This is a genomic window from Burkholderia sp. Bp9143 (genome assembly GCF_003853645.1).
In the GTDB taxonomy this organism is placed as follows: Bacteria; Pseudomonadota; Gammaproteobacteria; order Burkholderiales; family Burkholderiaceae; genus Burkholderia.
The window spans coordinates 1-20,145 of record NZ_QTPO01000020.1; the positions used below are offsets into that span (position 1 = coordinate 1).

The 20,145-nt window shown below is 63.9% G+C and carries 19 protein-coding genes and 1 tRNA gene; 6 read left to right on the top strand and 14 right to left on the bottom strand.

Annotation, left to right across the window (positions count from 1 at the left end):
• Window positions 1-410: 410 nt before the first annotated feature.
• Both DIE23_RS16655 and DIE23_RS16660 read right to left on the bottom strand, forming a co-directional pair.
• Window positions 411-944 carry a cytochrome b gene (locus DIE23_RS16655; RefSeq protein WP_124613150.1) on the bottom strand — a complete coding sequence of 178 codons (534 nt, stop codon included), beginning with the start codon at window positions 942-944 and terminating at the stop codon, window positions 411-413.
• Window positions 941-2,029 (bottom strand): catalase family peroxidase, encoded by a 1,089-nt coding sequence (locus DIE23_RS16660; protein ID WP_124613151.1) that lies wholly within the window; start codon window positions 2,027-2,029, stop codon window positions 941-943. Before DIE23_RS16660 ends, DIE23_RS16655 begins: the two co-directional genes overlap by 4 nt.
• Before the next feature lie 158 nt (window positions 2,030-2,187).
• On the opposite strand from DIE23_RS16660, the gene DIE23_RS16665 reads away from it, so the two are divergent.
• A complete protein-coding gene (locus DIE23_RS16665; RefSeq protein WP_124613152.1) occupies window positions 2,188-2,706 on the top strand; it encodes a sigma-70 family RNA polymerase sigma factor in 519 nt (172 codons plus the stop codon).
• Complete coding sequence (locus DIE23_RS16670) at window positions 2,703-3,464, top strand: anti-sigma factor (protein ID WP_124613153.1); 762 nt, start codon at window positions 2,703-2,705, stop codon at window positions 3,462-3,464. The genes DIE23_RS16665 and DIE23_RS16670 overlap by 4 nt, the downstream gene beginning before the upstream one ends.
• Before the next feature lie 496 nt (window positions 3,465-3,960).
• Here the strand turns inward: DIE23_RS16670 and DIE23_RS16675 are convergent, their stop codons facing one another.
• The 10 genes from DIE23_RS16675 to DIE23_RS16720 all read right to left on the bottom strand — a co-directional run bounded on the left by DIE23_RS16675 (window position 3,961) and on the right by DIE23_RS16720 (window position 14,690).
• Complete coding sequence (locus tag DIE23_RS16675) at window positions 3,961-4,278, bottom strand: hypothetical protein (RefSeq protein ID WP_124613154.1); 318 nt, start codon at window positions 4,276-4,278, stop codon at window positions 3,961-3,963.
• 46 nt (window positions 4,279-4,324) lie between these two features.
• Window positions 4,325-5,401, bottom strand: coding sequence for an Imm72 family immunity protein (locus tag DIE23_RS16680; protein WP_124613155.1), 1,077 nt, complete (start codon window positions 5,399-5,401; stop codon window positions 4,325-4,327).
• Entirely contained in the window at window positions 5,398-6,978 is a 1,581-nt protein-coding gene (locus DIE23_RS16685; RefSeq protein WP_124613156.1) for a hypothetical protein, read from the bottom strand. The genes DIE23_RS16680 and DIE23_RS16685 overlap by 4 nt, the downstream gene beginning before the upstream one ends.
• Before the next feature lie 2 nt (window positions 6,979-6,980).
• Window positions 6,981-9,755: a type VI secretion system Vgr family protein gene (locus DIE23_RS16690; RefSeq protein ID WP_124613157.1), complete on the bottom strand. Its 2,775-nt coding sequence runs from the start codon at window positions 9,753-9,755 to the stop codon at window positions 6,981-6,983.
• Window positions 9,756-9,900: 145 nt separating this feature from the next.
• Window positions 9,901-10,197 carry an Imm72 family immunity protein gene (locus DIE23_RS16695; RefSeq protein ID WP_124613158.1) on the bottom strand — a complete coding sequence of 99 codons (297 nt, stop codon included), beginning with the start codon at window positions 10,195-10,197 and terminating at the stop codon, window positions 9,901-9,903.
• Between the two features lie 11 nt (window positions 10,198-10,208).
• Entirely contained in the window at window positions 10,209-10,469 is a 261-nt protein-coding gene (locus tag DIE23_RS16700) for a hypothetical protein (protein ID WP_124613159.1), read from the bottom strand.
• A 441-nt stretch (window positions 10,470-10,910) separates the two neighbouring features.
• Window positions 10,911-11,249, bottom strand: coding sequence for an EamA family transporter (locus DIE23_RS16705; protein WP_124613160.1), 339 nt, complete (start codon window positions 11,247-11,249; stop codon window positions 10,911-10,913).
• Window positions 11,246-12,034 (bottom strand): methyltransferase domain-containing protein, encoded by a 789-nt coding sequence (locus DIE23_RS16710; RefSeq protein ID WP_124613161.1) that lies wholly within the window; start codon window positions 12,032-12,034, stop codon window positions 11,246-11,248. The genes DIE23_RS16705 and DIE23_RS16710 overlap by 4 nt, the downstream gene beginning before the upstream one ends.
• Window positions 12,035-12,106: 72 nt before the next feature.
• The gene (locus tag DIE23_RS16715) at window positions 12,107-13,678 is read right to left on the bottom strand and encodes a hypothetical protein (protein WP_124613162.1); all 1,572 of its coding nucleotides are present in this window, start codon (window positions 13,676-13,678) and stop codon (window positions 12,107-12,109) included.
• Window positions 13,679-13,754: 76 nt separating this feature from the next.
• Window positions 13,755-14,690, bottom strand: a complete 936-nt coding sequence (locus DIE23_RS16720) for a glycosyltransferase family 2 protein (RefSeq protein WP_124613163.1) — start codon at window positions 14,688-14,690, stop codon at window positions 13,755-13,757.
• Window positions 14,691-15,045: 355 nt separating this feature from the next.
• Here DIE23_RS16720 and DIE23_RS16725 point away from each other — a divergent pair.
• A tRNA-Val gene (locus tag DIE23_RS16725) sits at window positions 15,046-15,122 on the top strand.
• A 228-nt stretch (window positions 15,123-15,350) separates the two neighbouring features.
• On the opposite strand, the gene DIE23_RS16730 is transcribed toward DIE23_RS16725, so the two are convergent.
• Complete coding sequence (locus DIE23_RS16730; RefSeq protein WP_124613164.1) at window positions 15,351-16,232, bottom strand: sigma-70 family RNA polymerase sigma factor; 882 nt, start codon at window positions 16,230-16,232, stop codon at window positions 15,351-15,353.
• Window positions 16,232-16,708 carry a carboxymuconolactone decarboxylase family protein gene (locus DIE23_RS16735; RefSeq protein WP_059602222.1) on the bottom strand — a complete coding sequence of 159 codons (477 nt, stop codon included), beginning with the start codon at window positions 16,706-16,708 and terminating at the stop codon, window positions 16,232-16,234. The genes DIE23_RS16730 and DIE23_RS16735 overlap by 1 nt, the downstream gene beginning before the upstream one ends.
• Window positions 16,709-17,293: 585 nt before the next feature.
• Here DIE23_RS16735 and egtB point away from each other — a divergent pair.
• From egtB to DIE23_RS16755, 3 genes are all read left to right on the top strand, one after another.
• Window positions 17,294-18,523: an ergothioneine biosynthesis protein EgtB gene (egtB, locus tag DIE23_RS16745; protein ID WP_124613165.1), complete on the top strand. Its 1,230-nt coding sequence runs from the start codon at window positions 17,294-17,296 to the stop codon at window positions 18,521-18,523.
• Window positions 18,507-19,520 carry an L-histidine N(alpha)-methyltransferase gene (gene egtD, locus DIE23_RS16750; protein ID WP_124613166.1) on the top strand — a complete coding sequence of 338 codons (1,014 nt, stop codon included), beginning with the start codon at window positions 18,507-18,509 and terminating at the stop codon, window positions 19,518-19,520. The genes egtB and egtD overlap by 17 nt, the downstream gene beginning before the upstream one ends.
• A 272-nt stretch (window positions 19,521-19,792) precedes the next feature.
• Entirely contained in the window at window positions 19,793-20,122 is a 330-nt protein-coding gene (locus tag DIE23_RS16755) for a hypothetical protein (protein WP_124613167.1), read from the top strand.
• The last annotated feature ends 23 nt before the right edge of the window (window positions 20,123-20,145 follow it).

A 20,145-nucleotide genomic window follows, 5' to 3' on the forward strand; every position in this document is an offset into this window, starting at 1 on the left:
GGCTGTTAATTTTTAAAGAGCATTTCTGCGAGAAACTTCGTGTTTCCCAGCAGCGCTGCGTTTTCAGCAGCAGAGAAGCGAAATTATGAGTTGTTTTTAAAAACTCGTCAACAACTTTTTAACTACTTCGTTGCGACGGTTTAGATTCAACTCCTTGTGCGTCGGGGCTTTACAACCTGCCATCAACCGCACCGCTTCCCTTCTTTCCTCTCGCGCTGCGTTTCCGTTAGCGCGAAAGAGGCGTGATTCTAAGCACCCGTCCCTGTCTCCGCAACCCCCTTTGTGAAATTATTTTTACAAGCGGTGCCAGGGGTCCGTTGAGCCGCCCCATTGGTCATATATAAGCGACACGGCGGACGGGCCCCGGTAGCCCGTGAACACCCGCCGCATCGAACGCAACCCTCCGTCGCTCACTGCCCCACCATCGCCCTCACCACTCCGTCCCGCCGGATCAACCCGTGATACAGCGCAGCCGCAAAGTGCGCGAGGAACGTCGCGAAGAACAGGTAAGCCAACACCCGATGCGCGACCCGGAGCCAGGCAAACGTCACCGGATCCGCGGAAACCAGCGCCGGCAACTGCACGCCGCCACCCAGTGTCACCGGATACCCGCCAGCCGAAAGCATCGCCCAGCCGATCAGCGGCATCGCGACCATCAGTGCATACAGCACCAGATGCGACCCATGCGCGGCAACCTTCTGCCACCCAGGCAGATCCTCGGGCAACGCCGGCGGCTTCGATACGAACCGCACCACGATCCGCACACAAACCAGCACCAGCACAGCAATCCCCAGCGGCTTGTGCAACGCCACCAGGAAATCGTGCCGCCCGGAAACCGACGCCACCATCCCCACGCCGATGAACAGCATCGCGACGATCATCGCGGCCATCACCCAATGCAGCAGCCTCGCCGGCAAGCCAAACGTCGTAGCAGCCTTCATCATCGTCCCTCCGCACTCAATCGCGCCGCGCCGGCCACGCCGGCCTCTTCACTCGTCCTGCGCAGATACGAATCCGCATAAGCCGCCGACCGCGCCGCCAGCAACGGATCCCCCGACACCTGAATCCCCTGCGGCAGCACCGTCGGGTCGTAATTCACGTCCCGGCACGGCCCGCTGTCCTGCGGCTCCACGCGATCGAGCACGAGCGTCCCCGCGTCGATCGTCGTCCGCTGCGCCGGCCAGGTCTTCGTCGCGTCGTTCACCGAGTCGCCGGGCTCCGCGAGCGTGACCAGCAGCTTCCACTTCTGCGCACCATCCGCGATGCGCCGCGTCAGGTCCTGCTGCAACACGTTCGGATCCGCGGCCGTCGCGACGTCCCCGGCGCCGGCCGTCTGCTCCGGCACGACGCGCCATCTCACCGCCTGGCGCTTGCCGGCCGCATCGACGAAGTAGAACGCGTTCAGCCCGTAATAGCTTTCGGTGACGTAGCTCGCGCTCGGCTTCGCACCCTTCACCCATGCGCGGAACGCGGCCGTCTCCGGATGCGCGCCGAAAAACGCCTTCACCTTCGCCGGATCGGGCTTGCCCGTCGCCGGATCTGGCCGGGTCGCCAGCAACTGCGCGTAGAACGCCTTCGGCGTCGCCACCGGAAACACGGGCATCGCGTTCATCCCGGTCCGCCATTGCTGGCCGTCCGGCGCGGTGAGCTTCAGCGCGAGGCTGCGGATCGGCACGCTGCTGTCCGGCGCATACGGATTTCCTCCCGGCAGCGCGAACCGCCCGACCACCGGCGTGCGCACCGCCTTGAAGAATGGCGCGACCGAATACGCGCTCGCGGCGCCGTTGCCCTCGAAGTAACCGGTCACGCACACGCCCTTCGCATGATTGCGCCGGAAGCCCGGATGCTCGCCGCCGGCCGTCTGCAGCGCGTCGACGAGCCGGTGCGGGGTCAGACGCGCCGGCGCGAGCCACCCGCCGACATACCCGAACGCCACGGCCACGCCGGCCACCGCGCCGCCAATCGCGGCCCAGCGCCACCACCCGCGCCCGGGCTCGCGCGGCGGCAAAGAAGAGGAAGATTGCTTCATGGATGCACTCCCGATCGTCAGATCATTGTCGAACGGGCGTAGGACGCCACCCGTGCCGCTTTATTCCATGAAGAAATTTTTCGTATGCTGACGGAATAAGTGGCGCCGACCGGCGTCCTACGCGGCATCTCCACGCTTATCGGCTCGCGCCCCCGGCCATGCCCCAAAACGCCCCCGACGACGACGCATTGCGCGAACTCATCCCCAGGCTGCGACGCTTCGCGCTCTGGCTGGCGCGCGACGTCCACGCGGCCGACGATCTCGTCCAGTCGACGCTCGAGCGCGCACTGTCGCGCTGGGCGAGCCGCCGCGACGACGCGTCGCTGCGCAGTTGGCTCTTCACGATCCTTTACCGGCAGTTCCTCGACGGCAAACGCAGCGCGAAGCGCTACGCATGGCTGCTCGGCCGCATTCGCACCGACGACGAGCCGCACTGGCCGTCCGCCGAACGCGAAGTCACCGCGCGCGCGACGCTCGAGGCGTTCGGCCAGCTATCCGACGAGCAGCGCAGCCTGCTGCTGCTCGTCGCGGTCGAGGGCTTCACGTATCAGGAAGTCGCCGACCTGCTCGAGGTGCCGATCGGCACCGTGATGTCGCGACTCTCCCGCGCGCGCCAAGCGTTGCGCCAGCTCAGCGACGGCGAGCTTCCCGCTCCTTCTCTCCGCTTGATGAAATGAACACCCTCCGCCCCGACGAACACGATCTCCAGGCCTATGTCGACGGCCAGCTCGACGACGATGCGCGCGCCGCGGTCGAGCGATATCTCGCGCTGCATCCGGAGAGTGCGGAACAGGTGAAGCGATGGCAGCAGGATGCGCAGCGGTTGCGGGCCGCGCTCGAAAGCGTGCGGATGCCGAACGAGAACCTCGCGCTCGATCCGGCCGCGATTCGGGCACGACGCGCGGAGCGCTCGCGGATGCGGTTCGCGATGGCGGCTTCGTTCGTGTTCTGTATCGGGCTCGGGACGTTCGGCGGGTGGCAGGCGCGCGGGTGGAACGCGGCGCCGCCCATCGCGCCGATGAGCGATGCGGTCGAGGCTTACCGGATGATGGTGGTCGATCAGACGGCGAAGGTGGATTTCCGGCCGACGAGTGCGGGCGATTTGCAGGGGTGGCTCACCAGGCGCGTGGGGGCGTCGGCGAAGCTGCCGGATTTGAGTGCGGCGGGGTTCAGGCCGGTTGGTGGACGGTTGTTTACGACGGACAGTGGCGCCACGGCTGCGATGGTGCTCTATGAGGACGATGCCGGGCGCACGCTGAGCTTCTATCTCCGGCCTGCGGAATCGGAACATCGGCTGCTGCCGGCCGGGCAACGCGTGGACGGGACGTTGCTGGCGCGGTATGGGTCCGTGAACGGGCTCAACTATGCGGTCGTCGGGCCCGCGGATAATCTCGGGGAACAAGCAGTCGTGCGGGCGCTTGATCAGCAGATTTGATCGGGGCAATGCGCGGTTCGTTGGTGGCCGTTGCGCGCGGCCTGCGGTCCGGCCGGTGCGGCTCGACCAGTCCGAAAGCGCTTACGCTCACCGTTCGGGTCCACAGCGTTTGGATTCGCTTTCGTGATGGTTGTCCACACCGCAAACATCGTCGCGATGTGTTCGCGAATGGGCGTACCCTCTTCGGTTCCGGTGTCACAGGGTTTGGCGTCGTTTCGGCGCAGGATATCCACATCGGCCGCAACGACTCAGCACGCCACCGCTCGTCGAACTCCTCACCTTTGAGGCGCACAGCCTTTCGTGTGGCTTTGGGTGACGATATCCACACCGCCCTCACCAAGCCAATGCACAGGGTTTTGATTCGGCTGCGTTCGGGTTGTCCACATGCACGTGAGCGTTTCGGGTCGATGCTCACCGGTGGGTCGCACAGCGTTTCGGATTGTTTTGCGTGCCGGTTATCCACACGTGAAGATCAGGCGCTACGCCGGCATGGACGTCACTTGGTCAGGTAAATCCCGAGAATCTCGCCGGTTTCCGGGGAAACCACGTACTTGATCGACGTCCCGAGAGGGCTTGCATTGCCGAGCCCGCGTACACCGGGAGGCATCCTTGCAACGAACGTGACGCTGATGACGTCGTGCTCGTCCATCGGGGCCCCACGGGCCGCGCTTTCGTCCGTGATGCATATCTCGAAATTGCGCGAATCCTGACCGGTGGTCGAGAAGTTCTCGTAGGCCGCCTGCAGGCCAAGAAGCGTCGCGGTATTGAACTTGACGGAACAACGGTCAACCGTGCCGAAATTCAATCTGCTCATGCCCTTCTCCCGAGGCGGGCCATCCGCCTGTCCTTCCGCTTCCGCTCTACGCGCGCTTCACCAGACGCCACGTCACCCAGTGCACCTTGAGCTCGCCCAGGTTGTCCCTGACCAGCATGTCCGGCATGGCCGCCCCAGCTTCGACGCGCAGCGTCTTGCCGCCGTATTCGTCCGTCTGCCATTCACCGGTAACCGGACAGCGATCGCCGGTGCGGACCTGCGCGACGGTTTCCTGCTTCGGCTGCGGCGCTTGCGGCGGCTCGAGGAAATACTGCGATTCGTCGGGGATGACGCCGCCCACGTATCGCTTGTCTTCCCACAACAGTCGCCAGTGCGTCTTGACGGCCGTTCGCGTCTCGTCGTCCCTGAGGTTCGGCGCACGGATGTCCCGAATGAAATAATTGAAGCAGCCGTTGTTGCGCAAGCTGCGATTGCCGACCGGCACGACACCCAGCAACTTCGATTGCTCGACGGCAACGGGTTCCCAGATGCCGTCGCAAGGCACTTTCTCGCCGGACTTGATCACCGGCCCGACGGCTTCCGGAACCTCGGGCAGGTTCTCCGGAAACACCGGATACGGGAGCGTGTAGAAGGTGTTCTCGTATGCACCCGGGGACAGCAGCAGCCCTACCGAGCGCAGTTGTGCTAGGTCGTTGTTCAAACTCGACGGCTCTAACGGAGCATTCTCCATCTGGTATTCCGATGCGTGCAGCAGTTGGGCCAGCGCATCGATCTTCGGCGGGTAGGCAGCCATCTGCGCACCGCGCTCCCAGTAATCCTGATGCGGGAAGAAATACGCGTTCAAATAGTCGTACCGATCAATCGCGTATTCCAGCGGCTCGCCACGCTGCCACACGAATCGATACCCCCGGGCCAGCTCCGTCAATCCTCGATCGTAAGAAGCGAGTATTTCGAAGATGGTCGGCAAATGGTCTGCGTGTACGCGCTCCGGATCGTCTTCCGGCCAAGTCTTCACCGCATTTTCATACTCGTTCGCGAAGATCACAAAGGCATCGCGCTTGCGCTTCCAGAGCGAAAAGCTGGTCAGCCGTTGAAGCAGCCAGAAAATCCTGCGCCGCGTCGTGTCATCCGTCATGTCGTATTGCTTGATCGTATTCGTCATCGCTGACCTTCGTAATTCGCTGCCGATCGTGTCGCTGCGGTCACTTTGCTGTTGGTCGCCTTGGTCTGGATTTCGTCACTCGCCAGCCGACGCGTATCCGTCGAGTAGTGGATGTCGTCCTCGTACTTGCTGTAGCCGTAGACCTTCTCGACATTCTCCCAGTTCGTCTTGTGGAACTCGATCTTGACGCCGTCGAACTCCCTCTCGACGTGCAGATTCGCGTGCCCGGTGAAATTCTCGAATTCCTTCTTGATCTTGTTTCCTTCTGCGGTCACATATTCCGACAGTTTGCCGAAGTCGACGACCAATTGATCGGCGCCGCCTTCAAGATACTGAACGGGCGTCACCGAGCCATACTGCTCGGCAATCTTGCCAGCCCACGCATTGGCTGTCGGCATCCGCTCACCGAAATCGTGCGGCAACTGCATGACCACGATGAACCCGTTGCCGTTCCACGCATCCAGCACCGCACAAAGCCTGCGCCACTCCTCCGCGGTCTTCGGCGGCTCGCCGAATCCCCAGAACGCGGGGCTTCTGCCGCCCGCCGAGCTACCACCCGGGTATATCGCCAGTTCGGACGGGTTGCCAAACACGCGAAACACCTTCTTGCCCGCGAGCTCCTTTGCCGTCAGTGCCTTGATCTCGCCGCTGAACGATGCGACATCGGTAAAGACCTTGTCTTTGCCGAACATTGGCATCTTGCCTATCTTGGCAAGAATGTCCGGCCATCCCTCGGCAATTTTCGGGCCGTATTTCGCCTTGAGCCACGCTTCGACCTTACCTTCGTCAGCCAGGCATTCCGCCGACGGAAAACGACCCCGACGAATATCGCGGGCAAGCCTGCGCTCCTGCAGATACGCTTCGGCCTCGCGCTGGACCTTCGGCACACCGCCCGTCGCGATTTCATGCACCTCGCCGCGATAGACCATGTTCTGCAGCACCTTGAGCTTCGCGTTCAGCTCCTTGATCGCCTCCGGCACGATCTTGTCTGCCATGTCCTGAATCGCGTGGAAGCCGCTACTGACACGCTCGAGCGCGGCCCGCCATTTGTCGGGCAGCATTCGACCGACGCGCGCATTGAGCGAACGCTCGATGGCCACGCGAACCGTCGCGCAAAAGTCCTTCAGCCGCGAGATCGCCTGCGCCTGATACTTGGCCAGATCCAGCGCCTTCAACCACTTCGGTGCGTCGCCGTGCCCCATCCGGTTCAGGAATTGCACAACCGCCTTGAGCAGTTCGGCATCTTTCGCGACATCTCCGGTGACCTTCAGCAGCAAACGCCCGACGCCCTTGATGACACCGCCCACCACCGGGATCAGCGCGAAGATGAGTACGACCAGCAGCACGCGCTGCATCGTATCGTTCCGCTTGACCGGATCCTGGCTCATGCCGATGCTGACGGCCAGCAGATCCCGAACGGCGGTCGCGTCGCCCACGAGCGGAATCATCCCGATCACCGCATCGACGATGATCTGGCTGATTGTCTGTTTTTCGTTGAATGCGCCTTCCAGCGTTCCCCAGCACCACTGCCCGACTTCCAGCGACGTTGCCCTGAAATCATCGATCGTCCAGCTCACGCTCACGCTCCCCCGTGCTTGTTGATGATTGAATCGATGTCGCCATCGGAAAGACGCTCTCCCTTGTAGTCGGGATTAGCGGTCGTATCCTTGCGCGCATACGCGCGCGCATCCGGCCCGAGTTCGACCTTGATGGCGCCGGCCGGCACGTTCTCCAGATGCATCCGGCCCTGCGAATCGAGCACGCCTTCGCGCGTGGTGCCATCGGGCAGCGTCGCAACGTACTTCGCGCCCTGGACTGGCTCGTTGTCGTGATACTGGTATTGCAGCGCCGCAGCATGCGTGGAAGTCGGCATCGCCGGCAGCGGATATGCCATGCTCGTCGGCCCCGCGAACGTATGCGACGCGCCTTTGATGTCGACCTTGCCGGGCGCATGAACCTCGACGTTGCCATCCTTGATCCGGATGTACGCACCGCCGCTCGTCAGCACGATCCCCTGATCGGCCGCGATCTCGATCCGATCGGTTGCGGACACAACCTTCACCGCTTTCTGCGCGGTCACCTCGATGTTGTCCGACTGGGCCTGGATCTCGACCTTGCCCTTGCCCGCGAACAGCTTCATCCCCGCGTTCTGCACGAACAGGCTCAGCTTCTGCCCGATGCTGCCGATCAGCGACTTGCCCGCCGCGACATGCACGCTCTGCCCGCTCGCGACGTTCACGTGATCGTTCGCGACCATGTGCAGCGACTGCTGCGTCGACATCCCGATTCCGGACGGGCTGCCGAACAGCATCACGGGCTCCTTGAACGCATTCGCGCTGCCCGTGCCGCCTCCTGCCGTGCGTCCGCCCGAGGTGCTGCCCGACACGTTGTTCTGCGTTGCGTCGGCAAATGCGCGCATCGTGTCGTGCGCGCCCTTCAGGCTCTCCGCCTGATGCTGCTCGCTCACGCCCGACATCGCCTCGACCAGGCTCTCTCCCGTCACGAACTGCTGCTGCGCCTCCTTCACGTCGAGCGGCTGGCTGTTCGGCGCCTTCGGATGGGTGGTGACGTACAGGCCCTGGCTCGCCCGCACCGCGCCGTAGGCGTCCGAACGCAGGTCGAACCCGCTGCCCAGATACAACCCGCGCGAATTGCCGTTCTGGTCGATGAGGTAGCCGAGATGCAGCAGGCTGTTCGCGCTGCTGCTCATCAGCTGCACGCGGTTCTGCCCGGTCGCGTCGTCCATCACGAGATGGTTGTAGCCGCTGCCCGAATACTCCTTCGACCGATAGCCGGAGAGAATCCCGTCGCTATGCCACTGCGGCTGGTTCGAGCCGTTGTACACGCGCCCGACCGCGAGCGGCCGGTCGCAATCGCCGCCGACGTAGTCGATCAGCACTTCCTCGCCGATCCGCGGCACATGCACGCCGCCATAGCCGCCACCGGTATCCGACTGCACGACGCGCACCCAGCACGACGCGTTCTCGTTGCCCGGGTTGAGGCGGTCCCACACGAACTGCACACGGATCCGGTTCAACTCGTCGGTATAGACTTCCTCGCCCTGCGGCCCGACGACGAGCGCCGTCTCGAGGTGCATCTCCGGCTTCTCGTGTTCGAACGGGCTGCGATACGGCACACTGGCGCGCTGCGCCTCGACTTCGACGAGATAGAAGCCGCTCGAGCCGTCGTCGTGCGATACCTGCAGTCCAGGCGTGTTTTCGTATCGGGCGCGTGTCCGGTCCAGCGCGCGCGCCAGGCTATGCGGGAAATCCGAATCGGTGCCGGGCATCGGCAGGTTGTTCTCGATCCACCATGCGACTTCGATCGCGGCAAACTCACGCTGCTCGGCGGAATCGCGATCGTGCTCGGGATGATCGGCCAGCGTGAAACGCCGGCCCGCATCGATGCCCCGAACGCCGCCCGACCCGAGGAAGCGCTTCGCCTGCGACTCCCATCCCTCCATCCGGATCTTCGACAGGTGGTCGCCACGCGACTGGTCCAGATACGTATAGCCGCCCGTGTACTCGTACACCTCGAGCTGGTCGGGCAATGCCCCCTGGCCGCCCATCGTCGGCACCGATGTCCCTTTCGGGTTCGCAGACTGCGCTGGATTCTTGTAATCGAACGTACGTGTCGTCAGGGTCACGCTCTGCAGCGTGCGCGTACCCGACCATTGCGTGAACGCATCGGCTTCACCCGCCGCGCCACCGTGGTAGAAGCGCACGGTTTCCGGCGACAGCGGCGCGAACGCCTGCAAGTTGTCGGTGATCAGGAGCGTATGCGACTTGCCGTCGTCAGCCTGCTGCCACGCGCAGTAGAGCCCTTCGTCTTCCATCAACCGATGCACGAGGTTCCAGTCCGTTTCACTCTGTCGCGTGAACGACCGATTCGCCAACGGCTGAGACAACGCAAAACGGAACCGCCCGCGCGCTTCCGGGTGCGTGCCCAGCACGTCGGAAATGATGTCCTCGGCGTTCCGGTCGATCCAGATTTTCTCGTCCCGGCGAAACCGGAGCACGTGCATCCATGTGTGCAGTTCCAGCTGATAGGTCGTCAGGCCGCCGTTCGCACCAAGTCGGCGAGCCGTGTACACGTACCCACTGATGGGCCGGTAGGAATTGTCCGCCTGCTGAATCCAGAGCGTCGCAGGTTGCGCAATCAGCTTCTTGAGTTCGAGGCCGTCGTCGCCTGATATCACGTCGAGCGTGAACGAATAGTCTCGGCCGATCCGCGATCGGCCCACCGCGCGCTGTACGGTGAGTGCGTTGGCGCCAAGCGGCGTATCCAGCTTGAGCAAACGGTCCTGCTGAAGCAAGCCACCGCGAATCGCGGCGCCGATGTCCGGCATGTTCATGATGCGGCCCTTTTTTATTTCAGCACCCTCGGATGGTGTCTGTCACGCTATCGCGCGGGATTTTACCGGTTTATCAGGGCTTTACTGTCAAGCATCGTTGGCTGGAACATTAAGAATCTTGAATTCGATGCCGCGTCGATCCACTTCACGGAACGGCCTGCCGCTGGAAATACCCGGATTCGTCCGGGATGATGCCGTCAACGTAACGCCTGTCTTCCCATAGCAGGCGCCAATATGCGGACCTAAGCGTTACGTCGAACGTTGCGACGTCAACATCCGCAAAAACAGGCGCGGTCATGCCCGCAACGAAATAGTTGCAGCAGCCATTGTTCGAGGGCAGCTTTGCATTACGCGGGACGATGTCGGAAATGGGGGGCCCGGCTCGATGGTGATCGGCATCCCAGATGCCGTCGCATGGTACATGCATATCGTGTTTGTTCATCTCGCTGATCGTCACCCTGCTTCCTTCATGAGCCAACCGACGATCTCCGAGATGTCTTCACCGGGTAGCTTGCCGACGCGATCGACAAACATCCCGTAAGCGAGATCGAACCTCACGTTGAATCGCACGCCCTTGTAGTGACAACACGGGACTTCGACTTCCAGTATCGACGCGTGTTGCTCGAACACGATGTTGCCCGGGTGTTGCTGCATCCGGTGTACGACGGCGTCGATATCGAATGCGTCGAGCCGGGTCGATGAGGAATCAGCCATCTGTGGTGAGCCGGTCCGTCGGACTTGGCATTCTGAATCCCGGCGATTCTACAGACCAACCCGTTCACTGATCGACCGCAGGCCTCACAGCCCGCAGATTCGGTTATCCGTCCACCGCACGCGGTGCATATCCTGCCCGGATCACAGTCTCCGGACTGTGCTTATCCAAAGGTGTTAACAGGGTTCGTATATATACGTAGTGATAGTTAACAAGCCCGCCGCCTCACAGTGGATAACATCCGTAACCCCATGAATTTTCAACAAGAAGCGGAATGCATAACCCCCGGCAATGCACAGGCACATCTCTGTGAAGCACAGAACAACTTTTCGTCGATTCACGGCCGCGCCGACATATCCTCAATCGCTCCACTGTGAATCCAGAGGCTTGCCGGACGGTTATCCATAACGCGCTGTGGATAAGTTTCGTCACGAGTCGGCCCGCTATCGAACCGCGGCAGTCAGGTACAGCCCGCCGAGGATCATCGCGACGCCTCCCCATTGCGCATACGACACGCGCTCGCCGAAGAACACGATTCCGGCCAAAAAGACGAGCACGAACGTGAGTGCGGTAAACGGATACACGGCGGTGAGCCCGGCCTTGCTCAATGCGAAGATCCAGAGCACCGTGCCGCCGCCGTAGCAGAGCAGCCCGAGCGCAACCCAGGCGTTGATGAATTCGACGAACGCGTGGCGGCCATCGGCCCCGACCTTGAACGCGACCTGGCCAGTTGCAGCCAGGAACACGCCGGCCAGAATGACAACGTACACGGACAGTTTCACCGGTCTTCCTCGTTGCGCTTCAATCGGTTGGCGACCATGCGGCTCTTCAGAATGGCGATGCTGGTCTTCATGCGCACCGGTAGCCAGCGGAGCATGAACTTGCGCACCTTGTAGCCGGGCGGCGACACGTCCGGTATGCCCGAACCGCTGTCGACGCGGTGTTGTTTGATGGCGTCCGGCAGCCGTTCCACTTCGTCGGCAGCAACGAAGAAGAGTAGGTTGTAGCGGTACCACGGCTCGATGCGGGTGTCCGCGGCGATCAGCGGCCGTACGAAATCGAACAGCAGGTAGCCGCGCCGCGCGAACAGGTCGCGCCAGAACCCGTAGCCCTGTTCGTTGATGTGGTTTTCGCCGCCCTGGCCGGGCACCGCGGCGGAAAACAGCACATGCGTGCCATGCCGGACGAGATTGTCGACGAGTATCTCGCTGGATGCCTTCGGCACGTGCTCGCCGACTTCGAGGCACTGGACGAGGTCGAACGACCGCTCGAGATCGAAGCGCTTCGAAATATCGGCCGGCACGAAGTGGGCGTGGTCGAACAGCAATACCGAACGATCGACATAGTCGCCGTCGATGCCGATCAGGTCCTGCACGCCGAGTTCGCGGTGCACGCTGAGCCACGCTCCGGCGCCGCAACCGACGTCGAGGATGCTCGCGGGGCTCAGCATTGCATTGACGCTTGGCAGTACGCCGCGCGCGGACCGCACCGATCCTTCGCGCTGGTACCGGTAGAACGTCTCGTCATACGGCCGCGGCGTGTCGTCCGCGATGAATCCAGGTGGCATCGCAATCTCCCGATGGCGCGATCGGTGCAGGACGTGCCGCGACGCAACGCACCTCATGCGGCAGCACTGCAATCAATCGCCCCGACAAGCCTGCTTCTCATACACCGACCATTCGCCCGCCGTCTTCACGCGCACGACGCGACAGTCCGGATTGGCGAAAAACGCGTCCGGCAGCGGTGTCTCGGCGCGGACGAAGAAATACCGGTACAGGCGCCCCTGGTGCCGCTGCCAGTTGAAGTGCCGGTACAGCTGCTGCGGCGAGACGTCGGACGGCCCGACACCGGGCAGCCGGTCGAGCCGAAAGCGGACGATCTGCGGCGGGAACCGCGCGGCATTGAAATCGACGAAACCGCGATGCTCGGCCTGATACCAGACCGCAAAGTTCTCGTAGACAAACGGATTATCCGCGGCCACGCTCGCCCGGTCGACGATGAGCGCGAGGCCGCGCTGCGCCGGTTCGATCGCGTTGGCGACCTGTTCGAAATCGGCGCTCTCGTCTGCGAAGCGCAGCACGCGCACGCCTTGCTGCGCGACGAAGCCGATGCAGATTCCGGCAAGGATCAACTGCGTCATCAGCGCGAGCCATGGCGTCTCCCCTCGACCGGATTCCGCCGGCATGGGCGCCCGGAACATCAATGCATAGAACGGAAACAGGAACAGCGCGAAGCGCGGAAACAGGAAGAACGTATTGATCGCGAACAGCGGCACGCCGAACCAGACAACGGTCATGACGATCGCCGGTACATAGGCGGCGACGTGCCGGTTTGCCTTCGATGCCATCAGGAGCGGTGCGGCGACGATCAGCAGGAACGCCAGCAGTGCACTGTCGGCGGCGGTAATACCCCAGGGATACATCACGGCCGCAAACATTCGGACCAGTGGATTGATGGTCCAGATCACGGTGAACGGATACATCGGCGCCAGATCGACGTCACGATGCAAGAGCGCGTACAGCACCGTGACAAGCGCGAGCACCGCATACGGCCACGCGGCGAGCAGTGCGCGCGGAAACGTGCGGGGCCGGCGCACGAGCAGGAACAACCCGCCGATCGCGTTCGCGAACACGAAGATCAGCCCGTGCGAGAAAAACAGCGCAAGATTGACGAGCGTCAGTACAGTGCCGCGGCGAGAGGTCGGCTGCTCGGCATAGTCGAGCGCAAGCGCAAGGAAGATCATCGCGACCGGCGCGGCGACCAGGTACGAATAGAGGCCGAATTCATACGCGAAGCCGAAGAACCCGGGCACGCACAGCCAGTCGAGGCGCGGATCCGTGCCGAGACGCCGGCGCAGCGCGATGTACGCGGCGACGAAACCGTAGAACGACAGGGTCAGCAAGACCTTGAACGCGGCAGTGACCGGCATCACGAACGACAGTGCGGCTGCCGCGCCATAGCCGAGCAGGTAGGGCGTAAACAGGTTGATCCGCAGCAATGGCGCCCAGGGCGACTGGCCGAGCAGCATGTCGTGCAGCGTCGCGACCTGCGCTGCATGCTGCGGAAGATCGACCATTGGCGGGTGCGGCGCGAGCCAGAACAGCAGGCCGGCCGCCGCGACCGTCGCAACGAACAACGCGCGCACCGCGCGATCCACCGCGCGACGTGGCCACGCGCGCGGCAGGCGGCCGCTTACCGTGCTGTCATCCATTGCGCGAGTCCCCCGCGTGAGATACCGACGCCGCCGGCCTCGTGCCGGATCGTTGCGGCACAGGACCGATTGCCCGTCATAGCGTCTTCTCGACGATGAAGCGCGGGCGCTGCTTCGTCTCCGCATAGATCTTCGCGACATAGCCGCCGATCACGCCGAGGAACAGCAACTGCAGGCCGCCGAGAAAGTACATCGGGATCACGGTGGACGCCCAACCGGGCACCGAGCGGTCGGTGAACAGCCGGATCGACAGCGCCCAGATGCCGCACACGGTCGAGGCCAGCGCGAGCAGGGCGCCAACGTACGCGCTCCATTGCAGCGGCTTGGTCGAAAACGACGCGACACCGTCCGATGCGAGCAAGATCATCCTCGCCAATGGATACTTGCTTTCGCCGGCGAAGCGCGGCTGCCGGTCGTACCTGACGATCGCGGTACGGAAGCCCAGCAGCGGCACGATGCCGCGCAGGAACAGGTTGACCTCGCGGAAGCCGCGCAATTCCTCGATCGCCCGGCGGCTCATCAGGCGGAAATCCGCGTGATCCGGCAAGATGTTCACGCCGAAGCGGCGCAGCAGCCGGTAGTAGCCGCGCGCGCTGACGCGCTTGAAGAAGCCGTCGCTGTCGCGACGGTGCCGCACGCCGAATACGATCTCGGCGCCGGATTGGTATTCGCCCAGCATGCGCGGGATCGCGTCGAGGTCGTCCTGAAGATCGGCGTCGAGACTGATCAGCACGTCGCCGTTCACTTTCATGAGGCCGGCAAGCAACGCGTTCTGGTGCCCGTGGTTGCGCGACAGCTTGAGGCCATGGATACGCGGATCGGCGGCATGGAAACCCTCGATGAGGGACCAGGTCCGGTCGTGTGAACCGTCGTCGACGAACGTCACACCGCTCGCGCCGTCGATGATGCCCTCGCGGGCAAGCCGGTCAAGCAGGATCGTGAGCCGGCGTACGGTTTCCGGCAACACGGCTTCCTCGTTGAAGCAGGGAATCACCAGATTGAGCGCGACCATACCCACCCCGATATCGTTACGCGTACGTTGCGGTCTGCCGTCGTCACGAGGCGCTACTGGTGCGTGCATTGTGGCGGGCGGATCATGCATCTCGCGCGCCTGTTCCCCGCGACCGGCTCGGGCCGATTCCTGCTCTTGATTGTCGTTCGCAACCCCCGGCCCCGGATTCGCGACGAATCCATTATGACGGAACGTGCTCCGGCCCGGTGAGACGTCGCAGTGAGGATGAACCCGGATGCGATTGCGGTTTGCCTCGAGCGTCGGACAATCCCCCAAAGCTTCATCCCCGATTCAAAAAATTTTCACGAAGGGGCTTGTGCTCCTCCAAAACCCTCTCTATAATTCGCGGCTTCTTAGGCTCGTAGCTCAGTTGGTTAGAGCACCACCTTGACATGGTGGGGGTCGTTGGTTCGAATCCAATCGAGCCTACCAACGAACAAAATGAAGGGGTCCGGCAGCACGAATTGCCTACAGGCAATCCGGCTCGCCAAACATACGAACGCCACGCGGCAACATCGCGTGGCGTTTTTCTTTTTGCGGCCGAAATTGCGCATGCATGTGCACGAGGCACCACGCGATCCGCGCATGGCAAGCAGTCGGCAATCGACGAGGCAGGGCGCGGAGCAGGGGAAGCGGCTGCACAGCGCCCATCCGCCACCCTCAATGCAGATGCTTCAACTTGTCAGGATTTCGCACGACATAGATCGCGACGATCTTCCCGTCCTCGATCTCGAGCGCGGTCGTCTGCAACTCGCCGTCGGCCTCCAGCGTGACGAACCCCGGCAGCCCGTTGATGAACCCGGCACGCACGAGCTTCGACGCATGCGTGGCGAACAGCTCGGCCAGGTATTCGTGCACCCTCATCACGCGCTCGAAGCCGAATACCGGCTTGCCCGCGGCCGGGCGCTTGCCGCCGCCGTCCGAATGCAGGCTTACGTCCTCGGCGAGCATCGCGCCGAGCGCGCGCATGTCGCCGCTGCGTGATGCCGCGAAGAACGCCTCGGCCAGCGCGATCCCGCGCTGCTTCTCGACATGAAACCGCGGCCGCGCCTCGCGCACATGCGTGCGTGCTCGTGCAGCGAGCTGCCGGCAGGCGGCCGGGTCGCGCTGGATCGTCGTCGCGATCTCGTCGAACGCGAGGCCGAACACGTCGTGCAACAGGAACGCCGCGCGTTCGAGCGGCGACAGCCGTTCGAGCGCGAGCATCAGCGGCAGCGTGACGTCCTCCTGTTCATCTTCCTCGACGACCGGCTCGGGCAGCCACGGGCCGATATAGGTCTCGCGCTGGTGCCGCGCGGACTTCAGCTGATCGAGGCACATGCGCATCACCATGCGGCGCAGGAACGCCTCGGGCACGCGCACCTCGGTGCGGTCGACGTCCATCCAGCGGATGAACGCCTCCTGCACCATGTCCTCGGCGTCCGCGACGGAACCGAGCATCCGGTACGCGACGCGAATCAGCGTGCGACGCAGCGGGTCGAAGCTCGCCGCTGCGTCGGCCCGGTCTTCGGCGCTGCCCGCAGCCGGAACGAGGCGGGTCATCACGCCACCATCTTCGCGGCAGCGGCTTTCGCTTCGGCCGGATCGATCCACAGCCCGAACCCGACGGCCAGCCGGTTCCAGCCGTTGATCACGTTGATCATCACCGTGAGTTTCACCTGTTCCTCCTGGCTGAAGTGATCGTTCAGCGCCGCATACGCGGCTTCGTGCGCGCCATGGCCTTCCGACAGCCGCGTGAGCGCGTCGGTCCAGCCGAGCGCCGCGCGTTCGCGGTCGGTGTAGCAGGGCGCTTCGCGCCACGCGGCCAGCAGGTTGATGCGCTGCTCGGTCTCGCCTTGCTCGCGCGCCTCGACGGTGTGCATGTTAAGGCAGTTCGCGCATGCGTTGATCTGCGATGCGCGGATCTTGACCAGCTCGATCAGCGTCGGCTCGAGGCTCCCGGCAGCGGCGACCGATACGGCCATCCAGTTCTTCATCAGCGCGGGGGCGGCGGCAAACGGATTGAGTTTCGCAGTCATGGTTCCTTCTCCTTTCGTGTGGGTTCCGGTGATATGACGAGCGAGCACCCCGCGCGTGTGACATCGACGCAAAAAATTATTCAAAAGCCGGGAAGCGTGCGGAGGGGAGAGCAGTCGAACGGCGGTATCGATGCCCGCGACGCCAACGCGCGGACCAGGACCGATATCGGTTGCATGATGCTGCTCCCGCGGCGAACCCATACCATCCGACCTTTCATGACTCCGGCGTGGGTGTCATGAGGCGTCGGCATGGCGAACACGCAGGCATGCACATTGCGCTCACCTGTCGAGCCCCGTCATGACGGGCATCGACGGTTCATCACGTCGCCGACCCGAGCATGTTCGATACTTTCATTTTTCTTTCGCGTTTGTTTCACCCGAAATCCGATTCGCGGCGTTCACATTTCTGGCCCATACTGTTCTGAATGGGCAGATGAAGTGACGCCGCACCAGCGGCCCGGCGCGCGCGCCGGCTGCCCGACGACGCAGCAATGAAGGTCGCACGTCAGCCGCGCGCATCCGAGCGCAAGGCTTTCCTTTTTCCGGCAACGCAACGCAGCGAATCGCGACGTGGACGGTAAACCGATGAGCCTCCTTGCATCCCAGCTTCAGCGCCGTTACCAGGACGTGCGCGCCCAGAGCGTCGCATTGACCACGACGCTGTCCGCCGAAGACCAGGCCGTGCAGTCGATGCCCGACGCGAGTCCGGTGAAATGGCATCTCGCGCATACGACCTGGTTCTTCGAAACCGTCGTGCTGATGCGCCGCGTGCGCGGCTACGCGCCGTTCGACGACGCATTCCAGTTCCTCTTCAATTCCTATTACGAAGCGCTCGGCCCGCGCCATCCGCGGCCGCAGCGCGGGCTGCTCACGCGTCCGTCGCTCGATGAGGTGCATGCGTACCGGCAGTACGTCGACGACGCGATGCTGCGCGCGCTCGAAGTCGCCGATCCGGCGTTGCTCGCCACGATCGCGCCCGAGATCGAACTCGGCCTGCATCACGAACAGCAGCATCAGGAGCTGATCGTCACGGACATGCTGCATGCGTTCTCGTGCAACCCGCTGAAGCCTGCGTTCCGGCCGCGCAACGGCGCCGACGCGCATGCCGCCCTGGCCGCGGGCGATGCCGGCCCGTCGCGCTGGCTGCATCAGCCAGGCGGGCTCGTCGAGATCGGCCACGACGGCGACGCGTTCTCGTTCGACAACGAACGGCCGCGCCATACGGCGCTCGTGCGTCCGTGCGAGATCGCGAACCGTCTCGTCACGAATGCGGAATTCGCGGCCTTCATCGCGGACGGCGGCTACGCACGCCCCGAATACTGGCTGTCCGACGGCTGGGCGACGGTGCAGCGGGAAGGGTGGCGAGGGCCCGCGTACTGGATTCCCGACGACGACGGTGATCCAGCAACCGCACACGGATGGCACACGTTCGGCCTGCACGGCGTGGCGCCGCTCGCGCCCGACGCGCCCGTGTGTCACGTGAGCTTCTACGAAGCGGCCGCGTACGCGGAATGGGTCGGCGCACGCCTGCCGACCGAGTTCGAATGGGAAGCGGCGTTCGGCGCGGATGGCATCACGCAGATGCTCGGGCACGTATGGCAGTGGACACGTTCGTCCTACGAGCCGTATCCGGGCTTTCGGCCGCTCGCGGGGGTCGCTGCCGAGTACAACGGCAAGTTCATGGTCGGCCAGCAGGTCCTGCGCGGCAGCAGCATCGCGACGCCGCCGGGGCACGAACGGCCGACGTATCGCAATTTCTTTCCGCCGGCCGCCCGCTGGCAATTCACGGGAGTGCGACTTGCGCGAGACGTCTGACCTGACGGCCACGAGCGGTGGCCTGCAACCCGCCCGCGATGCGCGGCCGAGCGCGTTCGAGCGCGACCTGATCGACGGACTGTCGCGCACGCCGCGCAGCATTCCGCCGAAATACTTCTACGATGCGGCCGGTTCCGCGCTGTTCGACCGCATCTGCGAACTGCCCGAGTACTACCCGACGCGCACCGAGCTCGGCATCCTGCGCGATCGCGCGGCCGAGATCGTGCGGCGCGTCGGCCCGCATGCGGACATCGTCGAATTCGGCGCGGGTTCGCTCGAGAAGATCCGCGTGCTGCTCGACGCGTGCGCGGACAACTACGCGAACGCGCCGGCGCGCTACGTGCCGATCGACATCTCGGCCGACTACCTGCACGGCGCGGCCGCGCGGCTGCGCGCCGCGTATCCGTGGCTCGACGTCGCGCCGATCGCGGCCGACTACACGAAGGCCGAGCAACTGGCCGAACTGACCGAAACGCCGCGCCGGCGCATCGGCTTCTTCCCCGGCTCGACGATCGGCAACTTCTCGCCGGAGGAAGCCGATGCGTTCCTGCGCGACGCCGCGCGGCTGTTGCGCGGCGGCGGCCTGCTGGTCGGCGCGGATCTCGTGAAGGACGAGCGCACGCTGCATCACGCGTACAACGACGCGCAGGGCGTGACCGCACGGTTCAACCTGAACCTGCTCGCCCGTGCGAACGCGGAGCTCGGCGCGGACTTCGATCTCGACGCGTTCTCGCATTGCGCGTTCTACGATCGCGAACGACAGCGCATCGAGATGCATCTCGTCAGCGATATCGCGCAGACGGTGCACGTGCGTGGCCACGCGTTCCGCTTCGAGGCCGGCGAGCGTATCCACACGGAGAACTCGCACAAGTTCACGATCGACGGCTTCCATGCGATCGCGCGGCGTGCGGGCTTCGAGCCCGACACCGTGTGGACCGACGAGGGCAACCTGTTCAGCGTGCACTGGCTGCGCAGCGTCGACGATATCCGCGCGTAACGTCGTTGCGATCCGCTCGCGCGGCGTGCATGCGGATCGCGTGCTGCCTGCATCGCAGGCCTGCTCTCCGGAAAAATTTCCCGACCTTACCGATTCGATGCGCCGTTGCAACGGCGCGTCGAATCGCTCGTCCCCCTTGTCCCGCAAGGCTTTGCGCCCCTCCGTAAACGTCCGTTACCGGTCTCGCATACCCGTTTCACCTGTGTCGGCGCCTGGTGCCTAGACTCCGAACCGTAGTCACATGACGCACGACACGTGCAGGGAGTCGCAAAATGAGCAAGAAACTAATTCTCGGTGCAGTTCTCGGTGTGGCGGCGCTGGCAGCTTCGGGCGTCGCATCGGCCCACGTCGACCTGTCGGTCGGCATCGGCGTGCCGGGCGTCTATGCGGCACCGGAGCCGGTCTACGTCGCGCCGCCGCAGCCGGTCTATGTCGCGCCTTCGCCGCCGGTGATGTACGCGCCGGTGGGCTATCGCGATGACGACTGGCGTGCGCGTCAGTGGCGCGAACACGAGTGGCGCCGCCGTGAATGGCGCGAGCATGAGTGGCGCGACCGCGGCGGCTGGCATGACGGCGACGGCTGGCGCGGCCGCTGGAACTGAGCCCGGCGACCGGCTCACGAGAA

What these genes read in the sequence shown, in the direction of transcription:
- DIE23_RS16655 (WP_124613150.1), bottom strand. Translation starts at nt 944, where the DNA reads ATGATGAAGGCTGCTACGACGTTTGGCTTGCCGGCGAGGCTGCTGCAT.
- DIE23_RS16660 (WP_124613151.1), bottom strand. Translation starts at nt 2,029, where the DNA reads ATGAAGCAATCTTCCTCTTCTTTGCCGCCGCGCGAGCCCGGGCGCGGG.
- DIE23_RS16665 (WP_124613152.1), top strand. Translation starts at nt 2,188, where the DNA reads ATGCCCCAAAACGCCCCCGACGACGACGCATTGCGCGAACTCATCCCC.
- DIE23_RS16670 (WP_124613153.1), top strand. Translation starts at nt 2,703, where the DNA reads ATGAACACCCTCCGCCCCGACGAACACGATCTCCAGGCCTATGTCGAC.
- DIE23_RS16675 (WP_124613154.1), bottom strand. Translation starts at nt 4,278, where the DNA reads ATGAGCAGATTGAATTTCGGCACGGTTGACCGTTGTTCCGTCAAGTTC.
- DIE23_RS16680 (WP_124613155.1), bottom strand. Translation starts at nt 5,401, where the DNA reads ATGACGAATACGATCAAGCAATACGACATGACGGATGACACGACGCGG.
- DIE23_RS16690 (WP_124613157.1), bottom strand. Translation starts at nt 9,755, where the DNA reads ATGAACATGCCGGACATCGGCGCCGCGATTCGCGGTGGCTTGCTTCAG.
- DIE23_RS16695 (WP_124613158.1), bottom strand. Translation starts at nt 10,197, where the DNA reads ATGAACAAACACGATATGCATGTACCATGCGACGGCATCTGGGATGCC.
- DIE23_RS16700 (WP_124613159.1), bottom strand. Translation starts at nt 10,469, where the DNA reads ATGGCTGATTCCTCATCGACCCGGCTCGACGCATTCGATATCGACGCC.
- DIE23_RS16710 (WP_124613161.1), bottom strand. Translation starts at nt 12,034, where the DNA reads ATGCCACCTGGATTCATCGCGGACGACACGCCGCGGCCGTATGACGAG.
- DIE23_RS16715 (WP_124613162.1), bottom strand. Translation starts at nt 13,678, where the DNA reads ATGGATGACAGCACGGTAAGCGGCCGCCTGCCGCGCGCGTGGCCACGT.
- DIE23_RS16720 (WP_124613163.1), bottom strand. Translation starts at nt 14,690, where the DNA reads ATGGTCGCGCTCAATCTGGTGATTCCCTGCTTCAACGAGGAAGCCGTG.
- DIE23_RS16730 (WP_124613164.1), bottom strand. Translation starts at nt 16,232, where the DNA reads ATGACCCGCCTCGTTCCGGCTGCGGGCAGCGCCGAAGACCGGGCCGAC.
- DIE23_RS16735 (WP_059602222.1), bottom strand. Translation starts at nt 16,708, where the DNA reads ATGACTGCGAAACTCAATCCGTTTGCCGCCGCCCCCGCGCTGATGAAG.
- egtB (WP_124613165.1), top strand. Translation starts at nt 17,294, where the DNA reads ATGAGCCTCCTTGCATCCCAGCTTCAGCGCCGTTACCAGGACGTGCGC.
- DIE23_RS16755 (WP_124613167.1), top strand. Translation starts at nt 19,793, where the DNA reads ATGAGCAAGAAACTAATTCTCGGTGCAGTTCTCGGTGTGGCGGCGCTG.